Origin of the sequence: Candidatus Nitrosopumilus sp. (assembly GCF_029882185.1) — an archaeon.
GTDB lineage: Archaea > Thermoproteota > Nitrososphaeria > Nitrososphaerales > Nitrosopumilaceae > Nitrosopumilus.
This window is the reverse complement of sequence record NZ_JAOULD010000031.1, coordinates 1-12,771: the sequence shown is the minus strand read 5'-3', so window position 1 is coordinate 12,771 and position 12,771 is coordinate 1. Positions and strand designations below refer to the sequence as shown.

The following is a 12,771-nucleotide window of genomic DNA, read 5'->3' as shown; positions in this document are numbered from 1 at the left end:
AATACAATTAGACATGATAATCCTGAATCAGAAAACTAATCTAAAATCAAAAATGAAAACACACCAAGTGTTTTAATTATAAAAAAAGACATTAAACTAGATGGGAAAATTTCAAACTGAAAAAAAATATCATACTGGAATAAATGATTTAATTATTCATCTGAAAAATTCAAAATTTCTAACTGATGATCGTGTAGAATCTGCATTAAGAAACATTCCAAGACATGAATTTGTTCCAAAATCAGAACTAGATTATGCATATGACAACGAACCTCTCCCAATTATGAAGAATCAAACCATTTCTCAACCTGGAGTTGTTGTAAGAATGACAGAATGGTTGGATGTAAAAGATGGACAAAAAATTTTAGAAATTGGCACTGGTTCAGGCTGGCAGAGTGCAATTCTTTCTTACTTGGTAGGAAAGGGAGATGTTTATTCTGTTGAGCGACATCCAGAACTAGTAAAATTTGCACAAGAAAATCTGAAAAAATTCAACATTGACAACGTACATGTAATTTTAGGCGATGGCAGTCTTGGATATTCTGAAGCATCGCCCTATGATAGAATCATAATAACTGCTGCGTGTTCTGAAATTCCTCTACCTTTACTTGATCAACTAAAGGAAAATGGGCTCATAATTGCACCTGTTGGTGATTCTTCCCAGTCATTAGTTTTGCTACAAAAAACCTCTAAAGGAATAGTTGAGATTAAAAATCATTCAAAATATGCTTTTGTTCCATTACATGGTAAATTTGGAAAAAAGTAAACACAGTTTTAAACAAATTTGATAGATCCATAACCTACAACTGATTCTGTATCTCCTGACACATCACCACTTGTTGCATAACTTAGTAGTTCACCTTTTTTTGCACCGAGATTTTTACATGCAATCATCGTTGATGCAATTGCACCATATCCACATGCAGTTACTCTTCTTTCATTTAAGACTTGATAGAATCTTTCTAAATCCATTTCTAAAATTGGTTCTATCAATGCTTTGTCTTGTTGATGTGCAAAAGAATTTTCTTCATAATGTGTAAAATCTGATGATGCAACAATTATTGCATTTTTCTTTTCTACAATTCTTGAAACTGCATTTCCAACATCTATTGCAGTACTTATGTTCTGTGATCGTAAAATTATAGGAAGAATCTGAAAATCATTTGAAAGAATTTCTTGCAACATTGGAATTTGTACTTCTAAACTATGATCTTGGGAATGAGAATACTCGTCAATTTCAATGAAATTTGATATTTCAACTATCTCTTTTGCCGAATCTGAATCTACTTGAACCATTCCCAAAGGAGTTTTCCATTGTGCATCTGTCATTGTGGCTACATCTTTCCCTACTCCAAAATGATTCGGTCCAATAATGATTACAAGTTCTGGATTCTGTGATGCAATTGATTTGTAAGAATGACATGCAGTAGGACCTGAATAGATATATCCTGCGTGAGGGCAAACTATTCCAAAAATTTTTTCATTTGATGTACTAGGCTTGCTACCTGGGCCATATTCATGTTCAATACACTGTTTTATCATATTCCTTAATTCTGTGCTTGTTCCAGGGTAAAACTGTCCTGCAACTACTGGTTCTCTGATCATTGCCTTGTTTTGTTTATTATTTTATAAAAAATCATCATATGATTCTCTGATGATGTTTCCATTAGGCGTCTCTTCTTTGAAAATTACACCTTCAAATTTTGAGATTTTAGTATCCATATCTTTCCATGCATCTTTGTCTAGTCCAGCTTTCTGGCATGTGTATTCAATAAATTCTTCAACATTCCAACCATATTCAGTTGGAACCTGTGGTAATAGCAAACCTGACGAGTATGAATTCTCTACAATCAATCCATCTCTACCCACTTTAATCTCTTTGAGATAATCCTTGAACTGTTCTACTTTGATTTCAACAGGTGGAGTAAGAACTGTGACCTCAAAAGTAATCTTGTCTAATTCATCATAACTTACTGGACTAAATCGTGTATCTTGAGTCGCAGCAGATATTGCAGTATCAATTAATCCTTCTGATAATTTTTTTACCGGAATTGGATATCCTATACATCCTCTTAACGAATCTTGTTTGTTTAATGTAACAAATACACCTGAACTAAAATTAAATTTGGAATTGAATTCATCATTATCAATCTTTGAATTATTTTTTAAAAACTCTGTAACTGCTCTTCGAGCAAATTTTACTAGTTCTTCTCCATCAGCATCAGAAAATTCCTTTGATTCTCTCATACTTGTTAAATACGTTAAAACACAATAAAAAACATTGACGGAAATACTGGGAAAAGAAGCAGAACTTTATGAGACATTACCTAATGATAAGGTAAAATGTACTGCTTGTGCTAGATATTGTGAGATTGGCAAAGGCCAAATCGGTTTATGTGGAATTAGAGGAAATGAAAATGGTAAACTGCAACTATATGCGTATGGTAAAGTTATTTCAGGCCACGTTGACCCTATTGAGAAAAAACCACTAATTCACTATTATCCTGGCAGTAAGGTGTACTCTATTGCAACAACTGGATGCAATTGGCTCTGCAGATATTGTCAAAATTCTGATATCAGCCAGCGTAGAGCAGTTGAGGGAATTGATATGACCCCTGATGATGTTGCAAATACTGCAGTCAAATATGGCGCACATGGAATTGCATATACCTACAATGAACCATCTATCTTCATTGAGTTTGCACGTGATTGTGGACTAGCTGCAAGAAAAAAAGGACTGTTCAATGTATTTGTCTCAAATGGATATGATACTCCTGAATCAGTTTCAATGATGAATGAATTCCTTGATGGAATTACTGTAGATTTTAAGGGAAATGCGGAAAAAGAATTTACTAGAAAATTTATTGGAGTTCCTGATCCACAACCAATCTTTGACACTCTATTAGAAATTAGGGATAAAACAAAAATCCATGTAGAAATTACTGACTTGATCGTACCCAAAGTAGGTGATGATTTAGAGCATGCAAGAAAACTTTCAAAATTCATTTATGATGAATTTGGGCCTGAAATGCCAATTCACTTTTTGAGATTTCACCCTGATTACAAAATGATGGAGTATCCTAGTACTCCTGTTGAAACTCTGGAAAAACACTATCAGGTTGCAAAGGATGTTGGGTTAAAGTATGTGTATTTAGGAAATGTTCCTGGTCACAAGTGGGAGCATACGTATTGTTCTGAATGCAATAAGATAGTTGTAAATCGTTATGGATTCAGCATTAGAGAATGGCATCTTGATAAGAAAAATTGCTGTGAGTATTGTGGAAATAAAATCCCCATAGAGGGCAAATTACAAGAAGGTTACAAACAAGATCGTTTTCAGTTTGTCTCTTAGTAATATGTCTTAAAGTTTTGTTACTTAAAAAATAGAAAATAAAAAGAAAGTGGATTATTGTCCACAGTTACAGTTTGGTCCACACATACATGGTCCGGATTCACCAGAACATGTACATAGGCCATCTTTGTCGCATGTACAATCTGCTGCACAATTACATGTTGCACCATGAGATCTCTTCTCATGAACCGATGCTGAATCACCACCCATTGTTACAATGGAATAAGTGATATCAAATGGATCAGTGCTAAATGTATGAACTGCTAATGCATTACCTGTAAACATCCATGTTCCCATCTTGTTTTGTTGGTCAACAAGCGTTAGTGCAAACTTTGTCTTACCATCTGGAGTCCAGATAGTTTGTCCCATAACTTCATCATCAGTTAATGGGCCGTGAAGTGCAACTAGTTGAACATTTTCAGATGCTGAATATGTTAGTAATCCTGCATATGCATCAGAACTTGGAGGTAATAGTACTGCAAGTTGGTGCTGTTCATGACCTTTTCCTGGATCAGTCTCTGATTGCATTGTTCCTGAATGGGCTTTCATTTCATGTCCACTCATTTTAGAATCATGTCCTGACATACCACCACATGAAGAACACATTTCTCCATCACCGTGTTTCATGTCTCCATGAGAACCGCTTGTTCCAGAACAATTGCATCCTGCACCACATGTACATTCACCAGTTTCACCACATGAGCAATTTTCCATAGTGCAATTGCATCCTGCACCACATGAGCATGTTCCATCCTCACTGCAATTACATGTTGAATCAGAACCATATTTCATAGAATCTCCACAGTTACAGTTTGGTCCACACATACATGGTCCGGCTTCACCAGAACAAATACATGCTCCACCTTGATCACATGAACATCCTTCTGCACAATCACAACTTCCATACATTCCATGTCCATCAGAAATTTGTGCATAGTGAACTGAATATGACATTGAAAATGGTTTATCATTAAATGTATGAACTGCTAATGCATTACCTGTAAACATCCATGTTCCCATCTTGTTTTGTTGGTCAACAAGCGTTAGTGCAAACTTTGTCTTGCCATCTGGAGTCCAGATAGTTTGTCCCATAACTTCATCATCAGTTAATGGGCCGTGAAGTGCAACTAGTTGAACATTTTCAGATGCTGAATATGTTAGTAATCCTGCATATGCATCAGAACTTGGAGGTAATAGTACTGCAAGTTGGTGCTGTTCATGACCTTTTCCTGGATCAGTCTCTGATTGCATTGTTCCTGAATGGGCTTTCATTTCATGTCCACTCATTTTAGAATCATGTCCTGACATACCACCACATGAAGAACACATTTCTCCATCACCGTGTTTCATGTCTCCATGAGAACCGCTTGTTCCAGAACAATTGCATCCTGCACCACATGTACATTCACCAGTTTCACCACATGAGCAATTTTCCATAGTGCAATTGCATCCTGCACCACATGAGCATGTTCCATCCTCACTGCAATTACATGTTGAATCAGAACCATATTTCATAGAATCTCCACAGTTACAGTTTGGTCCACACATACATGGTCCGGCTTCACCAGAACAAATACATGCTCCACCTTGATCACATGAACATCCTTCTGCACAATCACAACTTCCATACATTCCATGTCCATCAGAAATTTGTGCATAGTGAACTGAATATGACATTGAAAATGGTTTATCATTAAATGTATGAACTGCTAATGCATTACCTGTAAACATCCATGTTCCCATCTTGTTTTGTTGGTCAACAAGCGTTAGTGCAAACTTTGTCTTGCCATCTGGAGTCCAGATAGTTTGTCCCATAACTTCATCATCAGTTAATGGGCCGTGAAGTGCAACTAGTTGAACATTTTCAGATGCTGAATATGTTAGCATTCCTTTGTACATTTTATCAGAAGGTGCTAATAGTACTGCAAGTTGGTGCTGTTCATGACCTTTTCCTGGATCAGTCTCTGATTGTATTGTGCCAGTAATTGTTTTCATTCCATGATCTTTCATTCCATAAGAACCATGATCTAACATGCCACAACCTTGACACATTCCTGTGTCACCATGCCTCATTGCATCTCCACAATAACATTTGTGTGATTCTCCATGACAGTTACAAATTCCATCTTCACTACATGAACATCCTGGACAATTACATCCATCTGATCCACATTGACAAATGTCTCCGTGAGTCATTTTCTCATGAACTGTTTCAGGAGGTACTTGCATTCCTTTCTGTTCAAGACCATAACGAGGAATTACAACATCCACAGGATTTTTTTGTGCTTCCCATGCTTCTTTTCCTCCTGGAATTTCAGAACAAAGTTGGAGTCCACAGATATTAGTGCTAGAACCATATGCTGAGGTCGAAACACCTTTTCCTTTTACTGCATCTGCAAATTGGACTGAAGATGATGCAAATATTGCACCTGTCAATAGAATTGTAGCAAATAGTACCGCTAGGGCTGTTAATTTCATTGAATATAAAAACTCCTTTTATTATAAAAGGTTAAGATATCATTTTCAAATTTGATTTGGTCGAATATGTGCCAAATAATTTTCAAGAATGAAAATTGTGTTTTCTTTTTTAAGACTAGGAAACATAACGGATTTATGAATTATTTTCTAGTTATTTTAGGCCTAATTGTAATTTTTTCAATCCCAAGTGTATTTGGAGAAGAAATTCCTTCTTGGGTTAAAAATTCTGCTGGATGGTGGGCAAATGATTCTATTACTGATGAAGATTTTGTGAAAGGAATTGAATTCTTGGTAAATGAAGAAATTATTCAAGTTGAAAAAAATTTAATCCAAAACAAAACCCCTGAAATTCCTTCTTGGGTTAAAAATTCTGCTGGATGGTGGGCAGATGGAACTATAAATGATCGTGATTTCCTTAATGGAATACAATATCTTGTTTCAAATGGAATTGTTTCGGTAAGTCAAGATTCATCATATGATAAATTATTCATTGGAGGCTTTGATTTGAGTAATGCAGGCCCATTTGAAGGAAATTCATATGCACAATACACAATCATCATGTTTAGTGATCATCAGTGCGAAAAATGTGTAAATTGGTTATCTCATGAAAAAAAAATAATTGATGAAAAACTAATCCATTCTGGAATAGCAAAATTCTTTTTATTAGATTACCCTATGTTGGGAGAAGATTCTGTAACTGCTGCTGAGGCAAGTTATTGTGCTTTAGAACAAGGAAATTATTTTGAATATCTAGACATACTTAACAAAAAATATGCTGGAATTCAAAATGGTTGGGCAAGTGTGAATGCACTTGTAGAATATTCAAAAACATTAGATCTGAATTTTGATGAATTTGATAATTGTCTATTTTGGGATCAACAAGCATTAAGAGTTGACTACAACAAAAAGGTTGCACTCTCGCATGGTGTTGTAGGCACCCCTACATTCTTTGTTATAGGCCCTGATGATCAAATAGAAAAAATTGTAGGCCCTCAACCTCCGATGATTTTTGAAGCAGTGATAATGGAGATGAAATAATTTTTCTTCGTTAGAAAAACACGAGTTAGCTCTTAAGGTAGTTTTCTCGAATTTTAGATATCTTGCATTGTTTATCGTGTTTTTTTCAGGACTGTTTCTACCGCTGATCTATTTAACTGAGTATTTGTTTTTTGAGCCCTATTTTTTGTTCTATGTTGCAGAGTATGAGATACTCAATTTTTTATCAATTGTTGTGATTTGTGCATTAACTGGTTTAGTTTTGAGCATGTCGATTTTTAGAATTAGATTCCTTCAAGCAAGCACCAAAAAACTTCGTTCAGGGTTGGTTGGTTCTATAATTGGTGTTGGTGCTGGTGCATGTTGTGGTGGAATTGGAGTCGCACTAATCTCTATTTTTGGTGCTGTTGGCGGTGTTGCGACTTCAGTTCTTACAAATTTTGAGATTCCTCTAAGAGTAGCCTCAATTGCAATACTTGTATTTACTTATTTTATGATTGTAAAAGATCTAAATAGAGAATGTAAGGTAAAATTTGATAAATTCAGAAACTAAAATTTTCAAGATTGTTTAGTTATATCTTGACTAATTAGGAAATCAAAAAAAAAATCACTGTACTTTGATAGGTTTTTTCTTTTGTATTTGTGTAGGTTTGCTTTTTGGAAGAGTCACATCTAAAACTCCATCAGTAAGTTTAGCCTTTACTTTTCCAGGAATCACTTTTTCAGACAATGGTATGGTCTGATAGTATGACATGCTGTGTCTTTCCTTTCGCAAGTAATTTTTCTTCTTTTCCTCTTCCTTGTGTTCGCCAGTAACTTCAATTGAATTGTCCGTGACATTGAGACTGATTTCATTTTTCTTCAATCCAGGCATATTCATTTTCATTCTGAGCTGGCTTCCCTCATCGATTACATCACATCCAGTTTCGTGCAATTTTGGAAATGACGAAAAATCTATACTTGGAAACGAAGAAAATGATTTTTCTAAATCTCTTCTAAAATTGTCAAAAACTCTGTCAAATTCAGAAAAACTTGACTTTGCTGGAGTTGATGCAACTTTTTTTACAGGTTTTTTTGCCATGCAAATAATTGTCTGGAATTTATTTCAAGTACATGATGATTCTCAAATATGATATTAAGAATTGGAAATTATTGTACTGTAATTGACGCCTTTGCCCATGGATGAATCATGCAAAAATAATCATATTTTCCACTCTTTTCAAATTTGAATGAAAAAGTTTCACCTGATTGAATTAATCCACTATCAAATAGATTATCTGGTCCATTCACAATATCTCCACTAGAAACAGTATGTGCTGAAGAGTCATCATTTCTCCAAATAATTTCACCGCCCTTGAAAATTATTAGTGTTGAAGGGTCATAGCACTTGTCTCCATCTTCACATCCTGGGACTGAAGTGCCTGCTGGAATGATGACTAATCTTGAAGGAAGCTTGGATGTTGTGTATTCTTTGACATCTTCTCCTATCTCTTTTGCTTCTTTTACTGCCTGTTTTGTCTTCTCCGTTGCCTCTTGCATTACTTGGGATCCTGATTCTGAAATTTCTTGTAACTTTTCACTGGTTTCTTTGCCTGCTTGCTTGATTGGTTCTGTACTCTTCTCTGCAGTACTTGGAATGTCTGAGGGAATATCTGTGCCTCCAACTGCTAAATATCCTAAAGCAAGAGATATCACAACAAGAGTAACTATGATACCAGCTTTATCCATTGATGTCAATATCTCTAGTAATTTGATTCATTAAAAAAAGAAATCATCTGATTGTCAGAAATGATAATGCCAGTCTAGTTTATTTACAATTCTTGTAATTTAGAATATTATGGTAGGCGATAATTTCTGTCATTGCGGTTCTTGCGGTCATGAAAAAATTGATGAATGTTATACAAAGCAATGTGCATGCTGTCTAACTGATCATCAAGGTCCATTTGGTAAGAACAGGTGATATAGATTCTATTCCTATATGCCAAAACTGGTTTGATTTTTAGATAATATCGTATTTACCGTTTTCTTTGGCCTTGTAAATCACATCAGGTCTTCTAAGAAATATTCCTGACTCTAATGCCCCTGGAATCTGTTTTATTTTCTGAGTCAGGACTTTAGGATTCTTTATTGTGCCAAAGTCACAATCCAAAATTATGTTTCCATTTTCTGTAAAGAATGGATATCCTCTATCAAGTGAGCGAACATGAGCTTCCCCTCCTAATTTTTTAATTGATTTTATAAGAGAGTTTCTTGCAAGTGGATGGATTTCTACTGGAACTGTTCTATTGAAATTTTTTACAAACTTTGTCTTGTCTGCCATCACTACGACTTTTTTTGCAAGACTAAACAAAATATTTTCTCTTAGCAATGCACCACCACCCCCTTTGATTACATATTTCTGTGAATCAATTTGGTCTGCTCCATCAAATACCACATCAATGTGTTGCACTTGATCAGCTTCTACCAAAGGAATGCCTCCCTCTTCTGCAATTAATTTAATTTGTAACGATGTTGGAACTCCTCTAATGTTGTATCCTTTTAGCTTGATTAATTTTGCAAGCGATTTTACAAGTGCAGTTGCTGCACGACCACTACCTAATCCTATAGTATAATCATCTTTTACAAATTTTAATGCATCATTTGATAATGCCTTAATGGCATCATCATATGTCAATTACTCTACCTCTGCTTGATCCAGTTTTGATAACACTTTCATGATGTCACCTTTGATTTTGTCTAAATCATCTGCATCATCATCAAAGTCATCATCTAGTATAACTGGTTTTTCTTTTATTGGCTCTGGAAGTGCCTTGTACTCATTAATTTTTGCAACTTCTTTTTTAATGTCAGGTTTTGGCTCAAGTTTGGTTTCAGGTTTTGTTACGGATTGGATGATCTCAATTTTATCTTCAACTTTTGGCTTTGGTTGTATAATTTCTTCAATAATCTCTTCTTTTGCTTTGATTGTCTCTGTTGGGATTATTCTTGCTTGCGGCATTGGTTTTACAACTTGTTTTGCCTCTTCAAACAATGGTAACTTTGGCTCTTTTCTTGGAATATTTGTAAGAGTTGTTAATTCAAATGATTGTCTTGATCTTGTTGGTGGAATCTCAATTGGCTCTATCTTGCTTTCTTTTGGTTTATCGAAGTTGAATATTTCAGACACTCTCTGTTTTGTTTCTTGTTTTACTTCAGGAGTTTTTACTTTTGATGTCTCAACATTGGTACTTGCCATCTTTGATGACAATTCATACAATCTATCATCTAGTTTTGATAATTTCTGATCCATCAATGTAATCAAACCATCACCAACTGGACCCAAGTCTGGATGATTGCTTGCTTGCTCGAGTTTTTCTAATTTAGCTAATACAATTCCTAATTGGTGTTGATATTTTAGTAACAACTTGTCTTTTTGAATTTTAGAAAATTCAGAATCTGCTTGGTATAATCTTGAAATAGTTTTAGTTAGAATATCTTTTTCAATTTTTAATGAGCTGATTTGACTTTTGATGTGTGAGCTAGCTCCGAGACTGAGCAATTGATTTTTGTCTCTTGGCATTTTACGTACGGCAGCAGCTGTAGCTACCCCTGCTAATGAACTAAGAATTAAAACAATTTCTTGCATCTATGTATACCATTTAATCCAGGAATACTTTCTGCGTTTAGCCTCTGGGAATCCACAACTGGCACATTCATGGTGACGTTTGTGAAGTGAGTTCTTACCACATCTTCGACATCTAATGTGAACTTTCTTCTTTGTAAAACCACCCATAGAAGTTGTACCTTTAGTCATTACAAATCACCTAATTCTGTGCTGGTGGAGGAGATATCATTACTACATTGTCTCCTCTAACTACAATGCTTCCGAGGCTTTTAGAATCGCCTTCAGCAGGAATTTCCTCTGAAGAATCGAGTAGCAGGTTCATGTGTTGGTCAAAACCAAGAAGATTGCCTCTAATGGTCTTGTTTCCTTTGAGTTTTATCAATACGACTCGATTGATACTCTCATCCAATACTTTTACTGCCATATCAACGGACATCAATAATCACTTATTGACTAGGATATAGAGGCGTTATATTAAATTTCCATTGGTGAAACTATGAGATATGCCCAGTAAGGCAAGTTTGACACTTTTTTCCAAGGTTTTTGATGATTTCGTCTAAAATCACTTGTCCTTCTTTCTTTGTGGCTTTTGTAGGATCTCCCCAAATTCCATTTTTGGTAGCTTTAGGAAATGACTGATTTGCCAGTTTTCCTATCTTTACAATCTGTTGCTTTGTCATTCCATCTGTGATTAGTCCTTTTTTTGCCAAATTTATTTTGACATTTTTTGAAATAGCCAACATTAGAGATGTCTCCACAAATCCTGCATGATCAAATTCTCTTTTCATAAAATGCCAATATGACAATGAAAATACTTGTTGTTTGTTTTTTGAGATTTCTTTGAGTTTTACATCCAAATTTTTTATTGGTTTTAGATTTCCATGATGCCCATTTATTATGAAAACTTTTTTGATGTTGTTTGATAATAATGACAAGCACAAATCTATTAGAACAATACGTAGTGTTGATTCTCTTACACTCAAATTAAAAAACGGTGCATGCTCATATGAAACACCATAATTTAATGTAGGAAGTAAAAGATACCCATATTTCTCAGAAATTCTTTTTGCAACCTCAGTTACAATATCTGAGTCAGTTGATATTGGTAAATGTGGACCATGTTGTTCTATTGAGCCTACAGGTATTATTGCAATTTGTTTTTTCTTTGATATTGTTTTTCTAAGAACTGGATCAAATTGAGTTTTGATATCTGTCATCTAATTCACTTATTTGATGTGAACTTTTCTCCAGCGAACTTCAAGTTTATTTTCTAAATGCATCTTCATTGCTTTGAATAATGTATCTGCTTCTAGCTTTTGTCCTTTTGTTTTTATTTTTTCTAATGTATCATTTGGATCTACTTTGAATGAATCTTGGAAAATTATTGGCCCTTGATCAAGGTTTTCTGTAACATAATGTGATGTAACCCCTACAATCTTTGTACCTCTCTCATAAGCTTGTGCATAAGCTAGGGCTCCTGGAAATGCTGGAAGCAATGATGGATGAATGTTAATTATTCTATTTGGATATCTCCAAACAAAGTTGGGACTAAGAATTCTCATGTATCTTGCAAGTGAGATTAAATCAATGTCGTATTGTTTACAAATTTTAATGATTTTCTCTTCTGCTTTATCTTGAATCTTTTCTTCTATTGCAATAAAAGGAATCTTTGCTTTTTTTGCTAGTGGCTCTAATGTTTTTTCAGTACCTATAATTACTGAAATTTTTCCTTTCAATGATTTTGCATTTGTAATGATTGTTTCAAGGCATAGCGGCTCTTTGGTTACTAGAACAGCAATATTTTTCTGTGAATTTGTTTCGTGATGTGTGCTGACATCCATTTTTTCCTTTTTAGCGAGACTTTGAATGTCTGAATCGAATTTTTTGACGTCGATTGTTTTTGAAAAAGATACTTCTAGATACATGCCAAAAAGACCTTTGATTACATTTTGATTTACTTTCTCAATGTTTCCTCCTTTAGAGAATGCAAAATTTGTAAAAGTAGCTACAATTCCCTCTCTATCTTTTCCTACTATTGTAATACCGACTACTGTCTTTTTCATGACTTTGTTTGCTGAGGATTTTCTCATTATTAATCATTCACAGAAATTAAAATGATGCGGGAGGTGGGATTTGAACCCACGAAATCCTAAGATATAGGGTCCTAAGCCCTACGCCTTTGACCAGGCTGGGCGACTCCCGCAACGGATTAGCCATTAAACACAAATTTATCTATTATTGCATAATACTGTGGCAAAATTTTTTGGAACAAATGGAATTCGTGGAGTCTTTAATGAAGATTTCACATTAGAGTTCATTCATGATATGACACTTGCAATTG

At 34.8% G+C, this 12,771-nt stretch carries 15 protein-coding genes and 1 tRNA gene; 4 read left to right on the top strand and 12 right to left on the bottom strand.

Annotated features, from left to right (window positions below; translation table 11 throughout):
- The first annotated feature begins 100 nt into the window (after positions 1–100).
- A complete protein-coding gene (locus OEW78_RS07910; RefSeq protein ID WP_300326596.1) occupies positions 101–766 on the top strand; it encodes a protein-L-isoaspartate(D-aspartate) O-methyltransferase in 666 nt (221 codons plus the stop codon).
- An 8-nt stretch (positions 767–774) separates the two neighbouring features.
- Here OEW78_RS07910 and OEW78_RS07905 read toward each other — a convergent pair whose 3' ends face one another.
- The gene (locus OEW78_RS07905) at positions 775–1,605 is read right to left on the bottom strand and encodes an MEMO1 family protein (protein WP_300326593.1); all 831 of its coding nucleotides are present in this window, start codon (positions 1,603–1,605) and stop codon (positions 775–777) included.
- Between the two features lie 21 nt (positions 1,606–1,626).
- Complete coding sequence (locus OEW78_RS07900; RefSeq protein WP_300326590.1) at positions 1,627–2,247, bottom strand: TIGR00296 family protein; 621 nt, start codon at positions 2,245–2,247, stop codon at positions 1,627–1,629.
- Positions 2,248–2,281: 34 nt separating this feature from the next.
- Here OEW78_RS07900 and amrS point away from each other — a divergent pair, with 34 nt between their 5' ends.
- Positions 2,282–3,352 carry an AmmeMemoRadiSam system radical SAM enzyme gene (gene amrS, locus OEW78_RS07895; protein ID WP_300326586.1) on the top strand — a complete coding sequence of 357 codons (1,071 nt, stop codon included), beginning with the start codon at positions 2,282–2,284 and terminating at the stop codon, positions 3,350–3,352.
- A gap of 54 nt (positions 3,353–3,406) precedes the next feature.
- Here the strand turns inward: amrS and OEW78_RS07890 are convergent, their stop codons facing one another.
- Positions 3,407–5,830, bottom strand: a complete 2,424-nt coding sequence (locus tag OEW78_RS07890; protein WP_300326583.1) for a hypothetical protein — start codon at positions 5,828–5,830, stop codon at positions 3,407–3,409.
- A 135-nt stretch (positions 5,831–5,965) separates the two neighbouring features.
- On the opposite strand from OEW78_RS07890, the gene OEW78_RS07885 reads away from it, so the two are divergent.
- Both OEW78_RS07885 and OEW78_RS07880 read left to right on the top strand, forming a co-directional pair.
- Complete coding sequence (locus tag OEW78_RS07885) at positions 5,966–6,868, top strand: DsbA family protein (RefSeq protein ID WP_300326580.1); 903 nt, start codon at positions 5,966–5,968, stop codon at positions 6,866–6,868.
- Positions 6,869–7,094: 226 nt separating this feature from the next.
- Positions 7,095–7,379, top strand: a complete 285-nt coding sequence (locus tag OEW78_RS07880) for a hypothetical protein (RefSeq protein WP_300326577.1) — start codon at positions 7,095–7,097, stop codon at positions 7,377–7,379.
- A 54-nt stretch (positions 7,380–7,433) separates the two neighbouring features.
- Here the strand turns inward: OEW78_RS07880 and OEW78_RS07875 are convergent, their stop codons facing one another.
- The 9 genes from OEW78_RS07875 to OEW78_RS07835 all read right to left on the bottom strand — a co-directional run bounded on the left by OEW78_RS07875 (position 7,434) and on the right by OEW78_RS07835 (position 12,633).
- Positions 7,434–7,907 carry an Hsp20/alpha crystallin family protein gene (locus tag OEW78_RS07875; RefSeq protein WP_300326574.1) on the bottom strand — a complete coding sequence of 158 codons (474 nt, stop codon included), beginning with the start codon at positions 7,905–7,907 and terminating at the stop codon, positions 7,434–7,436.
- 68 nt (positions 7,908–7,975) lie between these two features.
- The gene (locus tag OEW78_RS07870) at positions 7,976–8,554 is read right to left on the bottom strand and encodes a plastocyanin/azurin family copper-binding protein (RefSeq protein ID WP_300326571.1); all 579 of its coding nucleotides are present in this window, start codon (positions 8,552–8,554) and stop codon (positions 7,976–7,978) included.
- Between the two features lie 271 nt (positions 8,555–8,825).
- Complete coding sequence (gene rpiA / locus OEW78_RS07865) at positions 8,826–9,500, bottom strand: ribose-5-phosphate isomerase RpiA (protein WP_300326568.1); 675 nt, start codon at positions 9,498–9,500, stop codon at positions 8,826–8,828.
- Positions 9,501–10,451 (bottom strand): hypothetical protein, encoded by a 951-nt coding sequence (locus OEW78_RS07860; protein ID WP_300326565.1) that lies wholly within the window; start codon positions 10,449–10,451, stop codon positions 9,501–9,503.
- A complete protein-coding gene (locus OEW78_RS07855) occupies positions 10,452–10,619 on the bottom strand; it encodes a 50S ribosomal protein L37e (RefSeq protein WP_014964369.1) in 168 nt (55 codons plus the stop codon).
- Positions 10,620–10,629: 10 nt separating this feature from the next.
- Positions 10,630–10,866, bottom strand: coding sequence for an LSm family protein (locus OEW78_RS07850; protein WP_300326561.1), 237 nt, complete (start codon positions 10,864–10,866; stop codon positions 10,630–10,632).
- A gap of 58 nt (positions 10,867–10,924) precedes the next feature.
- Complete coding sequence (locus OEW78_RS07845; RefSeq protein WP_300326558.1) at positions 10,925–11,647, bottom strand: creatininase family protein; 723 nt, start codon at positions 11,645–11,647, stop codon at positions 10,925–10,927.
- Between the two features lie 9 nt (positions 11,648–11,656).
- Positions 11,657–12,493: a formyltetrahydrofolate deformylase gene (locus tag OEW78_RS07840; RefSeq protein WP_366523052.1), complete on the bottom strand. Its 837-nt coding sequence runs from the start codon at positions 12,491–12,493 to the stop codon at positions 11,657–11,659.
- A 55-nt stretch (positions 12,494–12,548) separates the two neighbouring features.
- Positions 12,549–12,633, bottom strand: a tRNA-Leu gene (locus OEW78_RS07835).
- Positions 12,634–12,771: the final 138 nt, after the last annotated feature.